This is a genomic window from Butyricicoccus intestinisimiae, assembly GCF_018918345.1.
Lineage (GTDB): Bacteria > Bacillota > Clostridia > Oscillospirales > Butyricicoccaceae > Butyricicoccus_A > Butyricicoccus_A intestinisimiae.
Genome location: NZ_JAHLQI010000006.1, coordinates 19,892 through 38,459 on the forward strand (window position 1 = coordinate 19,892; position 18,568 = coordinate 38,459).

General features: G+C 53.0%; 18 protein-coding genes and 1 pseudogene. 17 read left to right on the forward strand and 2 right to left on the reverse strand.

What is annotated here, in order from left to right; all coding sequences use genetic code 11:
- Positions 1-20 precede the first annotated feature (20 nt).
- The 10 genes from purF (at position 21) to KQI75_RS10710 (ending at position 10,328) form a co-directional block, all read left to right on the forward strand.
- Positions 21-1,496 (forward strand): amidophosphoribosyltransferase, encoded by a 1,476-nt coding sequence (gene purF / locus KQI75_RS10665; RefSeq protein ID WP_216470789.1) that lies wholly within the window; start codon positions 21-23, stop codon positions 1,494-1,496.
- A complete protein-coding gene (gene purM / locus KQI75_RS10670) occupies positions 1,489-2,526 on the forward strand; it encodes a phosphoribosylformylglycinamidine cyclo-ligase (protein ID WP_216470790.1) in 1,038 nt (345 codons plus the stop codon). Before purF ends, purM begins: the two co-directional genes overlap by 8 nt.
- Positions 2,520-3,149: a phosphoribosylglycinamide formyltransferase gene (purN, locus tag KQI75_RS10675; RefSeq protein WP_216470791.1), complete on the forward strand. Its 630-nt coding sequence runs from the start codon at positions 2,520-2,522 to the stop codon at positions 3,147-3,149. The genes purM and purN overlap by 7 nt, the downstream gene beginning before the upstream one ends.
- A gap of 29 nt (positions 3,150-3,178) precedes the next feature.
- The gene (locus KQI75_RS10680; protein ID WP_216470792.1) at positions 3,179-3,883 is read left to right on the forward strand and encodes an IMP cyclohydrolase; all 705 of its coding nucleotides are present in this window, start codon (positions 3,179-3,181) and stop codon (positions 3,881-3,883) included.
- Between the two features lie 12 nt (positions 3,884-3,895).
- The gene (locus tag KQI75_RS10685) at positions 3,896-5,077 is read left to right on the forward strand and encodes a phosphoribosylaminoimidazolecarboxamide formyltransferase (protein ID WP_216470793.1); all 1,182 of its coding nucleotides are present in this window, start codon (positions 3,896-3,898) and stop codon (positions 5,075-5,077) included.
- A gap of 78 nt (positions 5,078-5,155) precedes the next feature.
- A complete protein-coding gene (purD, locus tag KQI75_RS10690) occupies positions 5,156-6,412 on the forward strand; it encodes a phosphoribosylamine--glycine ligase (RefSeq protein ID WP_216470794.1) in 1,257 nt (418 codons plus the stop codon).
- Between the two features lie 13 nt (positions 6,413-6,425).
- Positions 6,426-6,956 (forward strand): hypothetical protein, encoded by a 531-nt coding sequence (locus KQI75_RS10695; protein WP_216470795.1) that lies wholly within the window; start codon positions 6,426-6,428, stop codon positions 6,954-6,956.
- 173 nt (positions 6,957-7,129) lie between these two features.
- Entirely contained in the window at positions 7,130-7,432 is a 303-nt protein-coding gene (locus KQI75_RS10700; protein ID WP_216470796.1) for a metal-sensing transcriptional repressor, read from the forward strand.
- Between the two features lie 15 nt (positions 7,433-7,447).
- Positions 7,448-7,816 (forward strand): heavy-metal-associated domain-containing protein, encoded by a 369-nt coding sequence (locus KQI75_RS10705; RefSeq protein WP_216470797.1) that lies wholly within the window; start codon positions 7,448-7,450, stop codon positions 7,814-7,816.
- Position 7,817: 1 nt separating this feature from the next.
- Complete coding sequence (locus KQI75_RS10710; protein ID WP_216470798.1) at positions 7,818-10,328, forward strand: heavy metal translocating P-type ATPase; 2,511 nt, start codon at positions 7,818-7,820, stop codon at positions 10,326-10,328.
- Between the two features lie 31 nt (positions 10,329-10,359).
- On the opposite strand, the gene KQI75_RS10715 is transcribed toward KQI75_RS10710, so the two are convergent.
- Positions 10,360-10,599, reverse strand: coding sequence for a hypothetical protein (locus KQI75_RS10715; RefSeq protein WP_216470799.1), 240 nt, complete (start codon positions 10,597-10,599; stop codon positions 10,360-10,362).
- Between the two features lie 142 nt (positions 10,600-10,741).
- On the opposite strand from KQI75_RS10715, the gene KQI75_RS10720 reads away from it, so the two are divergent.
- Positions 10,742-11,599: a DUF11 domain-containing protein gene (locus KQI75_RS10720; RefSeq protein ID WP_216470800.1), complete on the forward strand. Its 858-nt coding sequence runs from the start codon at positions 10,742-10,744 to the stop codon at positions 11,597-11,599.
- Between the two features lie 47 nt (positions 11,600-11,646).
- Here KQI75_RS10720 and KQI75_RS10725 read toward each other — a convergent pair whose 3' ends face one another.
- Entirely contained in the window at positions 11,647-12,579 is a 933-nt protein-coding gene (locus KQI75_RS10725; RefSeq protein ID WP_216470801.1) for an AEC family transporter, read from the reverse strand.
- Positions 12,580-12,727: 148 nt separating this feature from the next.
- Here KQI75_RS10725 and thiM point away from each other — a divergent pair, with 148 nt between their 5' ends.
- The 6 genes and pseudogenes from thiM (at position 12,728) to nrdG (ending at position 18,366) form a co-directional block, all read left to right on the forward strand.
- Complete coding sequence (thiM, locus tag KQI75_RS10730; RefSeq protein ID WP_216470802.1) at positions 12,728-13,552, forward strand: hydroxyethylthiazole kinase; 825 nt, start codon at positions 12,728-12,730, stop codon at positions 13,550-13,552.
- A complete protein-coding gene (gene thiE, locus KQI75_RS10735; protein ID WP_330655568.1) occupies positions 13,539-14,198 on the forward strand; it encodes a thiamine phosphate synthase in 660 nt (219 codons plus the stop codon). Before thiM ends, thiE begins: the two co-directional genes overlap by 14 nt.
- Positions 14,195-14,863, forward strand: a complete 669-nt coding sequence (locus KQI75_RS10740; RefSeq protein WP_216470803.1) for an HAD family hydrolase — start codon at positions 14,195-14,197, stop codon at positions 14,861-14,863. Before thiE ends, KQI75_RS10740 begins: the two co-directional genes overlap by 4 nt.
- Before the next feature lie 458 nt (positions 14,864-15,321).
- The gene (locus tag KQI75_RS10745; RefSeq protein ID WP_216470804.1) at positions 15,322-17,640 is read left to right on the forward strand and encodes an anaerobic ribonucleoside triphosphate reductase; all 2,319 of its coding nucleotides are present in this window, start codon (positions 15,322-15,324) and stop codon (positions 17,638-17,640) included.
- A 73-nt stretch (positions 17,641-17,713) separates the two neighbouring features.
- Positions 17,714-17,854 (forward strand): annotated as a pseudogene (gene nrdD, locus KQI75_RS10750) (anaerobic ribonucleoside-triphosphate reductase); the annotation flags it as partial.
- A gap of 5 nt (positions 17,855-17,859) precedes the next feature.
- On the forward strand, positions 17,860-18,366 hold the full coding sequence (gene nrdG, locus KQI75_RS10755) for an anaerobic ribonucleoside-triphosphate reductase activating protein (RefSeq protein WP_216470806.1): 507 nt from the start codon (positions 17,860-17,862) through the stop codon (positions 18,364-18,366).
- Positions 18,367-18,568 lie beyond the last annotated feature (202 nt).

The window sequence follows — 18,568 nt, forward strand, 5'->3', positions numbered from 1 at the left end:
GCTTTTGAATGAAGGATTTTATGAAGTATAAAATGAGAAAAGTGGCCTGCACGCCGTTTGACGGACAGGCAAAGCTGCATGAAGAATGCGGCGTGTTTGGCGTTTACGTCAACAAAGAAGATATTGGCAAGATCAGTCCGGCACATGATGCCTACACCGCTCTGTTTGCATTGCAGCACAGAGGACAGGAGGCATGCGGCATCGCTGTCAACAACAACGGTGTTATCAAGTGTCATAAGGACATTGGACTGGTCAACGAAGTGTTCAATCAGAAGATTTTGGACGGCATGCCGGGCACCATTGCGGTAGGACATGTCCGTTACTCCACAACCGGTCATCCGTCGCGCGAAAACGCACAGCCGGTATGTATTACTCACTGCAAGGGCAACCTTGCCATCACGCACAACGGCAACCTCGTCAACGCGGGCAAGCTGCGCAGACAAATCGAGCTGGACGGCGGTATTTTCCGTTCTTCCAGTGATACCGAGGTGCTGGCATACACCATCGTGCGCGAGCGTCTCAAGTGCGGCAGCATTGAGCAGGCAGTGCTTCATGCGATGGGCAAGATTGAGGGCGCGTATTCCCTTGCCATCATGTCTCCGCGCAAGCTGATTGCAGCGCGTGATCCGCACGGATTCCGTCCGCTGTGCATCGGCAAGCTGATGCATTCCTATGTGGTTGCATCGGAGTCCTGTGCGCTGGATGCACTGGGTGCAACCTTTATTCGTGACATTGAGCCGGGCGAGCTGATCGTTATCGAAGATGGCGAGTTGCGCTCGATGAAATGCGATATCAAATGTGATCATACGACCTGTGTCTTTGAATATATCTATTTTGCCCGTCCGGATTCCGTCGTAGACGGCGCGTCCGTTGCCTTTGCCCGTCAGGAAGCTGGTCGGTATCTGGCAGAGGAATATCCGGTGGATGCAGATGTCGTCGTTGGTGTGCCGGACAGCGGCATTCCGGCAGCGATTGGTTATTCCAAGGCGTCAGGTATTCCATATGATGTAGGCCTGATTAAAAACAAATATATCGGCCGAACCTTTATTCAGCCTGGTCAGGACAAGCGCGAGCGCTCTGTTCGCATCAAGCTGAATGCTCTCCGGAACAATCTGGAGGGAAAGCGCGTCATCCTCGTGGATGACTCCATCGTTCGCGGCACGACCTGTGCGCGTCTGGTAAAAATCCTCAAGGATGCCGGCGCAAAGGAAGTGCATATGCGCATCTCGTCTCCTCCGTTCCTGCATCCGTGCTTCTTCGGCACAGACGTACCGGATCGGGAGTACCTGATTGCGTATGGCAGAACGGTAGAGGAAATCCGTGAGCTGATCGGCGTGGACTCTCTGGGTTATCTGTCTCTGGAGGCAACAAACAAAATTGCAGTGGGCGCAACGTGCGGCTTCTGCAACGGATGCTTCAGCGGAGAATATCCGATCGAAGTTCCGGACACCGTTGAAAAGAATATTTTTGAAAGTGGGATTGGTGAAAATGGTTAATAGTCGTTCTGAAAGTTACAAGGCAGCAGGTGTAGATGTTACTGCAGGTTATGAAGCTGTCAAAAAGATGAAGCCGTTTGTCGAAAGCACTTATATTCCTGGCGTACTCGGTTCGATCGGCGGCTTCGGCGGCATGTTTGAACCGCCGGTACAGGGAATGGAGCACCCGATTCTGGTCTCCGGCACCGATGGCGTCGGCACCAAGCTGAAGCTGGCGTTCCTGATGGACAAGCATGACACGGTTGGTATTGACTGTGTCGCTATGTGTGTCAACGACATCGCATGCTGCGGCGCAAAGCCGCTGTTCTTCCTCGACTACATTGCAGTCGGCAAGAACTATCCGGAGCGCATCGCTGAGCTGGTAAAGGGTATCGCAGACGGCTGCCGTCAGGCAGGCTGCGCACTGATCGGCGGCGAGACCGCTGAGATGCCGGGCTTCTATCCGGTAGATGAGTATGACATGGCAGGCTTCTCTGTTGGTTTGATTGACCGCGATAAGATGATCGACGGCACCAAGCTGGCAGCCGGCGACGTTCTCATCGGCGTTGCTTCTTCCGGCGTTCATTCCAACGGTTATTCTCTGGTGCGTAAGACGCTGGGCATCAATGAGAAGTCGGTACAGCGCTACATCTCCGAGTTTGGCAAGACGCTGGGCGAAGAGCTGCTGACTCCGACCAAGATCTATGTCAAGACCATTCAGTCTCTGATCGCATCCGTAGATGTCAAGGCAATGAGCCACATCACCGGCGGCGGTTTCTATGAGAACATTCCGCGTATGCTGCCGGACAACATCAGCGTTTCCATCGAGAAGGCTGCTCTGCCGACCCCGGGCATCTTCAAGATGATTCAGGAAGTTGGCAAGATTCCGGAGCATGACATGTACAACACCTTTAACATGGGCGCAGGTCTGGTTGTCGCTGTTCCGAAGGAGCAGGCAGACAAGGCACTGGAAGCAATCGCTGCAGCAGGCGAGACCGGCTACATCATCGGCGAGTGCAAGACCGGCGCAAAGGAAGTTGAGTTATGGTAAATATCGCTGTTCTGGTCTCCGGCGGCGGAACCAATTTACAGGCGATTCTCGATGCACAGGCACGCGGGGATATTCACAACGGCAGAGTTTCTGTCGTTGTGTCCTCCAATGACAAGGCATACGCGCTGGAGCGCGCCAAGCAGGCGGGCGTTCCCGGCGTGGTGCGCCGCAAGAAGGACTATGCCTCCGGCGCAGAATACTGCCGCGCATTGGCGCAGTTTTTGCAGGAACAGGACATTGGACTGATTGTTCTGGCTGGTTTTATGACCGTGCTGGACGAGGAGTTCTGCAAGAACTTTGAGAACCGCATCATCAATGTACATCCGTCACTCATTCCGTCGTTCTGCGGCGATGGCTTCTATGGACTGCATGTTCATGAGGCGGCGCTCGAGAAGGGCGTAAAGGTAACCGGTGCTACGGTGCACTTTGTCAATGCCATCACAGACGGCGGCCCGATTATCGCACAAAAAGCGGTAGCGGTTGAGCCGGATGACACGCCGGAGATTTTGCAAAAGCGCGTCATGGCGCAGGCAGAGCATATCCTGCTCCCGCGTGCAGTTTCTCTGTTTTGCGAGGGCAAGCTGTCTGTATCCGACAGCGGGATTGTTTCGATTTCTGAATAACACGCAACGGTATAAAGGAAGATTTTATCATGGAAATTTTTGATCTTGGCGCACTGCTGCGCGAAAACAGCTATCCGGGCCGCGGCATCGTTCTGGGCCGCAGCGCAGATGACAAAAACGCAGTGATTGCATATTTTATCATGGGCCGCAGCGAAAACAGCCGCAATCGCATTTTCGCTGAGACCGAGGACGGCATCCGCACAGAGGCGTTTGATCCGTCTAAGATGGTGGACCCGTCCCTGATTATTTATCATCCGGTTCGCGCATTCAACGGCGCAACCATCGTCACAAACGGCGATCAGACCGATACGGTTCGTGACGGTCTGGCAGCAGGCAAGAGCTATATTGAAGCGCTGCGCACCCGTCAGTTTGAGCCGGACGGCCCGAACTACACCCCGCGCATTTCCGGCGTTGTCGAGCCGAACGGCGCTTACGAGCTGTCGATTCTCAAGAGCTTTGACGGCGATCCGGCTTGCAACAAGCGCTTTTTCTTTGAATACGATGCACCGCGTGCAGGTCTGGGTCATTTCATCCATACCTACAAGACCGATGGCAATCCGCTGCCGTCCTTTGAGGGCGAGCCGGAGACCGTTCGCATCGAAGGCGATCTGAACACCTTTGCCGATATGGTATGGGATAACCTGAACGAAGAAAACAAGGTTTCCCTGTACGTGAGCTTTATTGATCTGGAGACCGGCAAGGCTTCCAGCATCATCCGCAATAAGCACTGCTGAGAGGAGTTTCCAATGACTGAGCTTGAATTGAAATATGGCTGCAACCCAAACCAGAAGCCATCCCGCATTTACATGGAGGAAGGCGAACTGCCGATCAAGGTACTCAACGGCAGACCGGGTTACATCAACTTTATGGACGCATTCAACAGCTGGCAGCTGGTACGTGAGCTGAAGGCTGCAACGGGCATGGCTTCTGCTGCTTCCTTTAAGCACGTTAGCCCGGCAGGCGCTGCCATCGGCAATCCGCTGTCCGACGTCGAGAAGCAGATTTACTTCACCGACACGCTGCCGGATGAGGAGCTGTCTCCGATTGCCTGCGCATATATCCGTGCACGCGGCGCAGACCGCCTGTGCTCGTACGGCGACTGGGTTGCTCTGTCCGATGAGTGCGATGCCCAGACCGCTACATACCTGAAGTATGAGGTATCCGACGGCATCATTGCACCGTCTTACTCTGACGAAGCACTGGAGATTCTCAAGACCAAGCGCAAGGGCGGCTACACTGTCATCCAGATCGATCCGACCTATGAGCCGGCTCCGATTGAGCGCCGCAACATCTTCGGCATTACGTTTGAGCAGGGTCACAACAACCTGAAGATTGATGAGAACATGCTCACCAATATCGTAACCGAGAACAAGGAGCTGCCGAAGCAGGCAAAGCTGGACATGATTGTCTCTCTGATTACGCTGAAGTACACCCAGTCCAACTCGGTTTGCTATGTCAAGAACGGTCAGACCATCGGTGTCGGCGCTGGTCAGCAGAGCCGTATTCACTGCACCCGTCTGGCAGGCAATAAGGCAGACAACTGGATGCTGCGTCAGCATCCGAAGGTTCTGGGTCTCCAGTTCGTAGACGGCATCCGCCGTCCGGATCGCGACAATGCCATTGATGTCTTTATTTCGGATGAGTACGAGGATGTATTGGCAGATGGCGTATGGCAGACCAAGTTTAAGGTCAAGCCGGAGCCGCTGACCCGCGAGGAAAAGAAGGCTTGGATTGCAACGCAGTCCGGTGTGACGGTTGGTTCCGATGCATTCTTCCCGTTCGGAGACAACGTAGAGCGCGCAAAGAAGTCCGGTGTGGCATACATCGCACAGCCGGGCGGCTCGATTCGTGATGACCATGTAATTGATACCTGTAACAAGTACGGTATCGTGATGTCGTTTACCGGCATTCGTCTGTTCCATCACTAAGAAGCAAAAGATAATAAAAGTCAGGTGCGTCGTTGGGCGTGCCTGACTTTTGGCAGTTATAGAAGGAGGATTTCCAATATGAAAGTACTGGTAATCGGCAGCGGCGGACGTGAGCATGCTGTCTGCATGACACTGGCAAAGAGCCCGAAGGTAGACACCATCTGGTGCGCACCGGGCAACGGCGGCATTGCAGATGTTGCCACGTGCGTAGACATCAAGGCAACCGATATTGATGGCGTTGTTGCGTTTTCCAAGGAAAACAAGCCGGATCTCGTTGTTGTCACACCGGATGATCCGCTCGCACTGGGCATGGTAGATGCACTGGAAGCTGTCGGCATCCGTGCATTTGGCCCGCATAAGAATGCGGCAGTTATCGAAGGCTCGAAGTCCTTTGCCAAGGATTTGATGCAGAAGTACAACATTCCGACCGCAGGCTATGCTGTATTTGAAAACAGCGCGGACGCGATTGCATATATCAAGGAAAACGGTGCGCCGATTGTCATCAAGGCGGACGGTCTGGCTCTGGGCAAGGGCGTTACGGTTGCCATGACAGAGGAAGAAGCCATCGCAGCTGTACATGATGCGATTGATGACGGCAAGTTTGGCGGCGCCGGCGCGCGCGTTGTCATTGAGGAATTCCTGACCGGTCCGGAGGTTTCGGTTTTGGCATTTGTAGACGGCAAGAACCTGTCTACCATGCCGTCTGCGCAGGATCACAAGCGTGCGTATGACCATGACGAAGGCCCGAACACCGGCGGCATGGGTGCGTTCTCTCCGTCCCGCTTCTATACCGAGGACATTGCGCAGACCTGCATGGAGACGATTTTCCGCCCGACTGTCGACGCCATGGCAGCAGAAGGCCGTCCGTTCAGCGGCGTGCTGTATTTTGGTCTGATGCTGACGCCGAAGGGACCGAAGGTTATCGAGTACAATGCCCGCTTCGGTGATCCGGAGACACAGGCTGTTCTGTCCCGTCTGGACAGCGATCTGTTTGATATTATGAACGCAGTGATTGACGGCAAGCTGGATGAAATGGATATCAAGTGGGCAGATAATGCTGCTTGCTGCGTCGTTATGGCTTCCGGCGGCTATCCGCTTGCTTATGAAAAGGGCAAGGAAATTCATGGTCTCGATGCCGTGACAGAATCCGTTGTCTTCCATGCCGGCACCGCCAAGAAGGACGGCAAGATTGTGACCAACGGAGGCCGTGTGCTCGGCGTCACAGCAACCGCTCCGACGCTGGATGAGGCCATTCAGAAGGCATATGCTGATGTCAAGAAGATTTCGTTTGACAAGGCACATTATCGTCTGGATATTGGCATCAAAAAAGGCTAAGAGGTAGAGACAGATGGAAGATTTGAAGAAGAAAATTCTCTCCTGCATGGCGGATGTCATCAAACAGAATGGATTCCGCACGGAATTCTTCGAGGCTGAAAACGGCCAGCAGCCGATGACCCGTGTGGAGCTGAGCCGTTTGGGCAAGGTCAAGCAGGACGTGATTGTGGATATGTGGTTCCCGCCGGCAAAAATGGCGCGGGAAGAAACTGCACTGTTCCAGATGCATGCGACCATGCTGCAGGTGGATTCGGACGCCGTTTCCCGCAATCTGCCGGAGCTCAAGCGTGCGCTGTTTATCATCAACAATTTCTGCACGATTGGCCAGTTTGGCCTGTTTGAGCAGGATGGTGTGGTGTATATGCGCCATAACATCGTGGTAAACATGAAGGACGATCCGGAGCGCATTATCACGGACATTTGTGATTACTTCTCGCTGATGCTCAGCAGCATCCAGCGCTTTGTCGATGCGATTGCACAGATTGCTGTCGGTGCGGTCAACATTGAAGTGGCAAAGGAAATGGATTTGATTCCGAATATTTAATCGGAAACTATCGTATCTTAAGAGCGTGGCTTTGTGCCGCGCTCTTTTTTCATCCATTTGGACAAACTTGGCTCCAATCGGACAAATCTGTGAGATGGTATTGACAGATACCCATAGCGGGTATACAATCAAGGTACCCCTAGGGGGTATATAAGCTCTGTGAGGTAAGACAAATGGAAAACAAAAATTGCTGCTATAAAAAAACAAAACAGCGTTCCGAGGAAGAATACAAAAGCCTCATTCATCGGCTCAACCGCATCGAAGGACAGATTCGCGGCATCCGCGGTATGGTGGAGCGAAGCGCCTATTGTCCGGATATTTTGATACAGTCCGCGGCGGTTACAGCGGCGATGAATGCGTTCAATCGGGAACTGCTGTCCAATCACATCCGAACCTGTGTCGTCAAAGATATTCAGGCGGGAAATGAAGAAGTGATTGACGAGCTGGTAACGACTTTGCAGAAGCTCATGAAATAAAGGAGGTTTATGTTTATGGGAACAATCATTATTGTTGCGATTCTGGTTGTTGTCGCTGTTGTTGCGGCGCGCTCCGGTATGAAGCACATGAAGGGCGAAGGCGGCTGCTGCGGCGGTGGCGGGGATGCTGTTCCGGAACAGCATAAGACGCTGGAGGGCGCAAAAATCGGTGAAAAAACCGTATATATTGAGGGCATGATGTGCGACAACTGCCGCAAGCATGTGGAAAAGCAGCTGGATAAAATCGACGGCGCAGTCGCGCATGCGGATTGGAAAAAGGGCATTGCCATCGTGTCATATGACCGTGCAGTGAGCGATGATGCGATTCGGCAAGCGCTCGCGTGGACGGACTACAAGGTCACAAGCATTGAGGAGAACAAATAACATGAAACAGTATACAGTGACCGGCATGAGTTGCGCCGCATGCAGTGCGCGCGTGGAAAAGGCTGTGTCTCAGGTTTCCGGCGTGACCAGCTGTTCTGTCAGCCTGCTGACCAATTCCATGGGTGTAGAGGGCACGGCATCACCGCAGGAGATTATTCGAGCGGTGACGGATGCGGGTTATGGTGCTTCACTCAAGGGCGCACAGAGCGGGACATCGCAAGCGTCTATGGATATGGATGCGCTGGCAGACCGCGACACGCCGGTACTCAAGCGCCGGTTGATTGCATCGGTTGGATTTTTGCTCGTGCTGATGTATTTTTCCATGGGACATATGATGTGGGGCTGGCCGCTGCCCAAGTGGTTTGAAGGCAATCATGTGGCGATGGGCTTGGTGCAATTGCTGTTGGCAGGCATTGTCATGGTCATCAACCAGAAATTCTTTGTCAGCGGCTTCAAAGGGCTGATTCATCGGGCGCCGAACATGGACACGCTGGTAGCGCTCGGCTCGATGGCATCGTTTGTGTGGAGCGTGTACGCGCTGTTCATGATGACCCATGCGGTTGTCCAGAGAGACGATGCTGCGGTCATGACGTATATGAACGAGTTTTATTTTGAGTCTGCGGCGATGATTCTGACGCTGATTACCGTGGGAAAGATGCTGGAGGCGCGTTCTAAGGGCAAAACCACCAATGCGCTCAAGGGACTGATGAAGCTCGCACCGAAAACAGCTGTCATCATGAAAGACGGCAAAGAAGTAGAGGTTTCCATTGAGCAGGTTCAAAAAGGCGATATTTTTGTCGTGCGTCCGGGAGAGACCATTCCGGTTGACGGCGTGGTGCTGTCCGGCAGCAGTGCAGTCAATGAAGCTGCACTGACCGGTGAGAGCATTCCGGTAGATAAGATCGAAGGCGATTTGGTGTCGGCAGCGACGCTCAATCAGTCCGGCTATTTGCAATGTGAGGCATTGCGTGTTGGCGAGGATACGACGCTGTCGCAAATCATTCAGATGGTCAGTGACGCGGCGGCGACAAAGGCACCGATTGCAAAAATTGCGGATAAAGTGTCCGGTGTGTTTGTTCCGACGGTTATCACGATTGCCGTGATGACCTGCATTGTCTGGCTGCTTGTCGGACAGACCTTCGGTTTTGCATTGGCGCGCGGCATTTCGGTTTTGGTTATCAGTTGTCCGTGTGCGCTGGGCTTGGCAACGCCGGTTGCCATCATGGTCGGCAACGGCAAGGGTGCAAAAAACGGCATTCTGTTTAAGACCGCTGTTTCGCTCGAAGAAACCGGAAAGGTTGCCGTTGTTGCGCTGGATAAAACCGGTACCATTACATCCGGACAGCCCAAAGTTACCGATTTGGTTCCGGCAGACGGGTACTCCGAACGCGATGTTATGACGCTGGCATATGCTCTGGAAAAAAAGAGCGAACATCCGCTGGCACGTGCGATTGTAGAACGGGCGCAGCACGATGCGGTATCTGCACCGGATGTGCAGGAATTTCAAGCACTGCCGGGACATGGACTGTCTGCCGCATTGGATGGAGTTCCCCTGCACGGCGGCAGCGGAACATTTATGCAGACTATTTGTGAGATTCCGGCATCTCTGCAAAAACAGGCGCAGCAGCTCGCAGAGCAGGGAAAAACGCCGCTGTTTTTCAGCAGGGGCAATCAGCTGGTCGGCATTGTCGCAGTCGCAGATGTCATCAAACCGGACAGCGCACAGGCGGTGCGTGAGCTGCGCAATATGGGAATGCATGTCGTCATGCTGACCGGTGACAACGCACGCACAGCCAAAGCGATTGGCGCGCAGGCAGGTGTGGATGAAGTTGTTGCCGATGTGCTGCCGGACGGAAAAGAAGCTGTGATTCGACAGCTGCGCAGCCGCGGCAAGGTGGCAATGGTGGGTGACGGCATCAACGATGCACCGGCGCTTGCGCGTGCGGATATTGGCATTGCGATTGGTGCGGGCGCAGATGTTGCCGTGGATGCGGCGGATGTTGTGCTTATGAACAGCAGATTGCTTGATGTATCAGCAGCCATTCGCCTGAGCCGCGCAACGCTGCGCAATATTCACGAAAATCTGTTCTGGGCATTTGCGTATAATGTGTGCGGCATCCCGCTGGCGGCGGGCGTGTTTATCTCGCTGCTGGGCTGGGAGCTCAATCCAATGTTCGGCGCGGCGGCAATGAGCTTGTCCAGTTTTTGTGTCGTATCCAATGCATTGCGGCTCAATTGGTTAGATATCCGCAATGCTGCGAAAGATAAAAAAATCAAACATACAAGAAAGGAACAAAAGACAATGACCAAGACATTGAAAATTGAGGGCATGATGTGCCCGCACTGTGAGGCAACCGTCAAAAAGGCACTGGAGGCCATTGACGGCGTGACCGAAGCAACCGCAGACCACAACACGGATACCGCAGTGGTTACATTGAGCAAGGACGTTTCCAACGATGTTCTGCGCAAGGCGGTAGAGGATAAGGATTATCCGGTCAAAGACATTCAGTAACAGCAAAAAAACAAACGACAGCAGGTGTTCATCACTTGCTGTCGTTTGTTATCTCTGTATATCCGACAATTTCTCCGGACTGAACTTCAATGACCTCCGCAAATTCGCGGCCGTCGCGTGTGTGATAATTGGGTCGCCCGTCATCATAAATGACACAGCCGTTTTCCAGCTCCAGCGCCCGCAAATCTCCGTTAAAAACGCCCTCCAATATTGATTTTTCGGACAATGGACGCAATCCTGTGCGGGCATCTGCGATTTTATATTTTGCCATGCAAAACACCTCCTGTCAGATATCTTAGTATAGCATTGAAGCGGTGCGCTGTCCAGAAAAAAGGCGCACGGACATGCGATACAGCATAAGATGGAATGAGGGAACACAGGGTTCCCGTTTGACCGGCAAGGAGGGGTAAGAGATGGCACAGTTTACCAATCAGGCAACGTTATCATACAATGGCTCAGTGGTCAATTCCAATGTTGCGGTCGGTGAGATTTTGGAGGCATTGTCCGCACAGAAAACGGCGGTGCGGGAGACATATGTGGCGGGAGATACCATCACGTATGTCATCAGTCTGCGCAATGCCGGTGCGGCTGCGTGGACGGGACTCACGGTTTCGGACGATCTGGGGGCATATGCATTCGGCACGCCGGCGGAAACCGTATATCCGTTAGAGTATATCGCGCCTTCCATTCAATATTACAGCAACGGCATTTTACAGGCGAAACCGACAGTCACCGCCGGACCGCCGCTGGTGATTTCCGGCATTTCGGTTCCGGCGGGCGGAGATGCCGTTCTCATCTATGAGACAAAAACCACACCGTATGCGCCGCCGGGCGTGGAAGCATCCATTACCAACACGGCGACGATTACCGGCGACACCATCACACCGGTGACGGCACAGGAAACCGTTGCTGCACAGGTGACACCGATTCTTTCGATTGCCAAGGCTGTGGCACCGGTACCGGTTGCAGAGAATGGACGATTGACGTATACGTTTGACATTCAGAACACGGGAAATGCGCCGGTTACGGCAGCGGACGCAGCGATTATTTCCGATGTATTTGCTCCGATTCTCAGAGATTTGACGGTGACATATAACGGTGCGGCTTGGGCACAGGGCACTGATTACACCTATGATGCGGCGGGAAATTTTGCAACGGTGGCAGGAAAACTGCTCGTCCCTGCGGCAGCGTACACGCAGGATGCACAGACCGGCGCGTGGATTGTCACGCCGAGCACCAGTACACTGACCGTGTCCGGAACCATCGCATAGACAAAAAAAGAAAGCTGTCTCATCGACAGCTTTCGGTACATATACGATTATACAGCAAACAGTGCACACAGACTCAGCATGACCGGCATCGTGACCGCAGAGAGCAGGGTGGAAAAAGCAATCAGACGGCTGGAATAGCGGTAGTTGGTGCCGTACAGCTGGGCAAACATGGAGGATGCCACGGCGCACGGTGTCGCAATGCTGATAATCAAGACATTGGCAATATCGCTGTTCACCCGCAATATCCACATCAATGCGATGGTGATGAGCGGAATGACCAAAAGACGGAGCAGGCAGACCAAATACACCGAGCGGTCTTTAATGATGTCGAGCAGATTGCTTTGTGCGAGATAGACGCCGAGAACAATCATGGCAAGCGGCGTATTCAAGTTGCCCAAAAAAGTAATCGGTTCATCCAAAACGGCAGGGAGATTTGTCGATGTCAGGAAAATTGCCAATCCGATGAAAAAGCCAATGGTTCCGGGATTCAACAGGATTTTTTGCCAGCTCAGACGAACTTTGCCGCGATTGCCCGCGCGCGTCAGCAGCCAGACGCCAAACGTCCAAATGACGATGTTGGTGGCAACGATATTGATGGAACCGATAAATACGCCGTCATCTCCGTATAACGCCTGCAATAAGGGCAATGCCATAAAACCATTGTTGGAGAAAATGACGCACATGCGTTTGTCGGCGTAATCTGCGGTATCTTTGTGAAAGACAAGCGCAGCAATGCCGATGCTGATGCCGAGCAGCACCAGAGAAAGCACAAACGAAATGATGAGTTTGCCGAGCATGGCTCGATCAAAGGCACGGCAAAAAGAATGGATGATAATGGCGGGAGCAGCGAAATTGATGAGAAGCGCAGACATCTGTCCGGAGCCGGTATCTGTCACGAGCTTATATTTGTAACAGACTGCACCGACACCGATGAGCAGAAACATGACGGCAATCTGCGTGTATAATGCGGAAATATCCATATGTATAGAAAACCTTTCTGTGAAACGATTGATTCTATGATACCACTGGGCAGAATCCTTGTCAAAGTATTTGACAGACAGTGACAGACAGCGATATACTAAGACTTGTTCTATGTTTTCATCATCAAATAGAAAAGGAAATTGATATATGTTTGAAGAAATTTTGCAAAACGTGCGACTGAAAAAGCCGCTGACACACTGCATCACCAATTACATTACCACCAATGACTGTGCCAATATTGTGCTGGCATGCGGCGCGTCTCCGACGATGGCGGAGGCTGAGCAGGAGGCAGCAGAAATTGCGTCTCAGGCGGATGGCTTAGATATCAATATCGGAAATTTAAACAGTCACACCGTTCTCGCCATGCATCGCGCCATTGCGGCGGCCAACCAAGCGGAGATTCCGGTTGTTCTCGATCCGGTCGGCGCAGGCGCCTCGACGTACCGCATGGAAACGCTGCGCGACTTTTTTGCGCAGTATCGGTTTTCCGTCGTGCGCGGCAACGTGTCGGAGCTGCTTGCCGTCGGCGGTGCAGCGTCTAACACCAAAGGCGTTGATGCCGGCGCGGCAGATGCGGTGACAGAGGAAAACCTGCAGGAACGTGTAGAATTTTTCAAGCAGCTCAGTGCCAAGCTCGGTGCAGTTGTGTCTGTGAGCGGCGCCATTGACATCATTGCATCGCCGGAGCGGGCGTACATTTGCCGCAATGGTCATCCGATGATGTCTTGTGTCACGGGAACCGGCTGCATGCTGTCCGCGCTGACAGCGGCGTATTGCGGCGGCAATCCGGACAACATTCTCGAGGCGGCAGCGGCGGCAACCGCCGCGATGGGCGTCGCCGGAGACATTGCGTATCAAAAAACAAAGGAGCAGGGATTGGGAACCGGCTCGTTCCGCGTCTATCTGATGGATGCCATCAGCTTGATGGATGCAGAGACATTACAGGGAGGAATGAACGTTGAAATTCGATAACAGAAAACAGGCAGTCAAAGATGCCATGCTGCTGTATGCAGTGACAGATCGCGCATGGGTCGGCGCGCGCACCTTGTATGAACAGGTGGAGGAGTGCCTGAAGGGCGGCGCAACCATCGTGCAGATTCGTGAAAAGGGTCTGAATCATGAAGATTTTGTCGCAGAAGCAAAGGAAATTGTCAAGCTGTGTCACAGATACGGCGTAATGTGCATCATCAACGATGACGTGCAGGCGTGTTTGGAGAGCGGCGCAGACGGCGTTCATGTCGGTCAGGACGATATGGAGGCGGGAGATGTGCGTGCTTTGCTCGGCGAAGATAAGATCATCGGTGTTTCCGCTCACAATGTCGAAGAAGCGCTGCTCGCGCAAAAGCGCGGTGCCGATTATCTTGGTGTCGGTGCGGTTCATGCGACGGGCACCAAGTCCGAAGCAAAGCCGCTGACTTGGCAGGACATCAAGGACATTTGCGACAGCGTGACCATTCCGATTACAGCCATTGGCGGCGTCAAGCTGGATAATATGCTGGAGCTGCGCGGCACCGGTGTAGATGGCGTTGCCATTGTCTCGGGCATCTTTGCAGCGCCGAACATTGAACAGGCAACGGCACAGCTGCTTGCGCAGGCGCGAAAGCTGGTGGAAGCGTGAAACTGACCGGCGCAATTTTTGATTTGGACGGCACGCTGCTCGACTCCATGCCGTATTGGGCGTCGGTCGGCACGCGGTATCTGGAACAACAGCACATTGCCGTGCCGGATGTAGAGCAGTTGGCGCTGCGCATCAAAACGATGACTTTGCCGGAGGCGGCGGACTATTTTCGCAGCGACTATGGCGTGCAGCAATCGCAAGAGGAGATTTGTACACGCATCAATCACATGATTGAGGACGATTATCGCCTGCGTGCGCCGCTCAAAGAGGGAACGCGGGATATGCTGGAGCAGATGAAGCAGCGCGGCGTACACATGTGCGTGGCGAGCGCGACGGATCACGCCTTGGTCGAGGCGGCTTTGCGCCGCGTCGGTGTGTTGGATTACTTTTCGTTTATCCTGACCTGCGGCGATTTGCAAACGAGCAAAAATTTGCCGTATATCTTTGACACCTGCACTCAGAGGCTGGGCACGGATAAGCGCACGACGGCGGTGTTTGAGGACAGCCTGCATTGTGTCGTGACGGCATCCGGTGCGGGTTATCCGGTTGTCGGTGTGTACGACGATTCGGCAAAGACGGAAACAGAGGAAATTTGTCGGCTCAGCCGTTGTTTCGTGTATAGCTGGAAGGAACTGGATATTGCTCATTTGGAGCAGAGTCTGTGACCGGCTCTGACACCACAACATGTAGTGGTGTCAGAGCGAGCGGATAATAAAATTGAAATTTTTTTTCTCGCTGAATTTCAAACGTTTTGCAAGAAATGAACGGATGTGGAAAACTGGGTATCCGAGCGAAAATAAAGTTGTGAGATTCCCGGATCTCTCAGTGATTCTGCGCTTAACCATTGGGAATTCTGCGGGGCGGCATGGGAAATTCTGTGGAAAACTATTTCTCATGCCGCCGCTGCAATGCAGGAGAAAAGCAAAAAATAGGAATGATTCCTGCATATTCCTGCCCACCACAAGAGCCGTGCAGGCTATTGACATCTGCCGGTTGCCGTATTACAATATGAGACAGTTCCAGTTGAATGGAACACAAGATATAGTGTGCAAAAGAACAGCTGCGTGTATATTTTGTGTTTTTTTCGGCGAAACAATATGAAGAAATCAGAGGTACGGCGGCGATGATAAAGCAGATTGAAAAAAGAGATGGCAGATGTGTGTTCTTTGATGTGACGAAGATTGCGAATGCCATCTATAAAGCTGCGGAGACATCCGGAGGACACGACTACCAGATGTCGATGCGTCTGGCGCTGGATGCAGCGGATTATATCGAGGCACACAGCCCGACAGAGACGCCGACCGTAGAGTATGTACAGGATGCGGTGGAAAAAATCCTGATTGAGCAGGGACACGCCAAAACGGCGAAGGCGTATATTTTGTATCGCAAGGAGCGCTCGCGGCAGCGTGAGATGAACACCGGACTCATGAAAATCTATGAGGATTTGACATTCCAGTCCGCAGTGGAAAATGATATCAAGCGCGAAAACGCCAACATTGACGGCGATACCGCGATGGGAACCATGCTGAAATACGGCTCAGAGGGCGCAAAGCGCTTCAATGAGATGTTTCTGCTGGAACCGCGGATTGCAAAGGCGCATCGTGAGGGTGACATTCACATCCATGACTTTGATTTTTACACGCTGACGACGACCTGCACGCAGATTGATTTGCTCAAACTGTTTCAGGGCGGATTTTCGACCGGACACGGTTTCCTGCGCGAGCCAAACGACATTCGCAGTTATTCGGCGCTCGCGTGCATTGCCATTCAGTCCAACCAGAATGACCAGCACGGCGGTCAGAGCGTACCGAACTTTGATTACAGCATGGCGCCGGGTGTCAAAAAGACATATTGGCACAACTATCGCGACAATCTTGCCAAGGCACTCGAGGCATTTGACATTGAGGCGGACGGTTTAGAACCGGCAAAGGCATTGATTGCTTCGTGCGGCAAAAAGCCGGTACTGGCAGACGACAACGGCGTGACACAGGCCATTCGCGCACAACTGCTTGCGCGCGGTGTTGCACCGCAGACGGCGGATCGTGTGCTGGCGTTCGCTGTAAAGTATGCGCGCAAAGAGACCGAGCGCGGCACGTATCAGGCAATGGAAGCACTGGTGCACAATCTCAATACCATGCATTCGCGTGCCGGTGCGCAGATTCCGTTTTCCTCGCTCAATTACGGCACGGATACCTCACCGGAAGGCCGCTTGGTTATGAAAAGTCTGTTGCTGGCAACCGAAGCGGGATTGGGAAATGGCGAGACCTCCATTTTCCCCATTCATATCTTTAAAGTCAAAGAGGGCGTCAATTACAATCCGGGTGACCCGAACTATGATTTGTTCAAGCTGGCTATGCGCGTTTCTGCCAAGCGGCTGTTCCCGAATTTCTCGTTTATCGACGCACCGTTTAATGTCAAGTATTACAAGCCGGGACATCCGGAGACCGAGGCGGCGTATATGGGCTGCCGTACCCGTGTGATTGGCAATGTCTATGACCCGTCCCGCGAGATTGTAAATGGCCGCGGAAACCTGAGCTTTACGTCCATCAACCTGCCGCGTCTTGCCATCAAGGCAAAGGGAAACGCCGATGTGTTTTTCCGTTCGCTGGATGACATGCTGGATCTTGTTGTCGAGCAGCTGCTGGCGCGCTTTCAGATTCAGGCGGATAAGCGCGTGCGCAACTATCCGTTCCTGATGGGACAGGGCATCTGGATGGATTCCGATAAGCTGGGTCCGGACGATAAAGTGGGAGAAGTGCTCAAGCATGGCACCCTGACCGTCGGATTTATCGGTCTGGCAGAGTGCCTCAAGGCGCTGATGGGTGTACACCACGGAGAATCGGAACAGGCACAGCGCATGGGTCTGACCATTGTTTCCCGCATGCGGGAGCGCATGGACGAAGAAAGCCGCAAGACCGGACTCAATTTCTCGGTCATTGCGACACCGGCAGAGGGACTTTCCGGACGGTTTGTTCGTTTGGATAAAAAACGCTACGGTGTGATTCCGGGCGTGACCGATCGGGATTACTACACCAACTCGTTCCATGTGCCTGTATATTATCCGATCAGTGCCTTCAAGAAAATTCGTCTGGAAGCACCGTATCATGAACTGACCAACGGCGGACATATCAGCTATGTGGAGCTGGACGGTGATCCGACACAAAATCTGGAAGCATTTGAGGCGGTTGTTCGCTATATGAAGGAGTGCGGCATTGGATACGGCTCGATTAACCATCCGGTAGACCGCGATCCGATTTGCGGATATACCGGCATTATCAATGATGTGTGCCCGCGCTGCGGTCGCCGCGAGGGAGAAGCGGTCAGCATTGAAAAGCTGCGTCAGCTCGGCGTATACAAAAACTATAACAGTGATACCATTGGCTATCACGGCGACAGCAACGAGGAAAAAGATCGCAGACCCAACCCGCTGCATGAGATATAAGGAGGACACGAACATGAATGAACTGAACCATGTAACATACAATGAAAACGGTGAAGCAATGGTAGGAGAAGGCGTGGGCTTTGAGCGCATTCGCCGCATCACCGGTTATCTGGTTGGTACGCTCGACCGCTTCAACAACGCCAAGCGTGCAGAAGAACATGACCGTGTCAAGCACGACACCTGCCGCGCGGCATCCGACCGAAAGAGTGCATGAACAAAATGAAGGATGAACTTCTTCGCGTTGCCGGAGTCATTGACGAGTCAATCGTGGATGGCCCCGGCATCCGCTTTGTTATCTTTACGCAGGGATGTCCGCATCACTGTGCCGGATGTCATAATCCGCAGACGCATGATTTCGACGGCGGAGAACAGGTGCCGATATCCCGCTTGTTGGAAGATATTTTGGAAAACCCGCTGATTTCCGGCGTGACACTGTCAGGCGGCGAACCGTTTTGCCAGCCAAAGCCGCTTGCAGAGCTGGCGCAAGAGCTCAAGCGCCATGGCAAGCATGTGATGGCATACACCGGCTATACTTGGGAGCAGCTGCGCGGCAAGCAGGATGCAGACATAGAACGCCTGCTGGCACAGTGTGATGTGCTGGTGGACGGAAAATTTATCGAGTCGCAGAAAGATATGCTGCTGCGCTTTCGCGGAAGCCGCAATCAACGCCTGATTGATGTGCAGAAGTCCTTGCAGGCCGAACAGGTGGTATTGGCTGGTGTGTAAAAAAAACACGGAAAAGTTGAAAAATATTGTGCAGTTTGTCGATAACCTATTGACAAATTCTAGGTGTCTATTATAATGAATATATAAAGTACAATTTCCAGACAACAAACCGGATATGCGCTGTATGCAATAAGGGGAAAGATTGTGTACAGTATCCGGCGCGGTGTATCTAGCGTCCGCTTTGCGTCATGTGGATATTCAG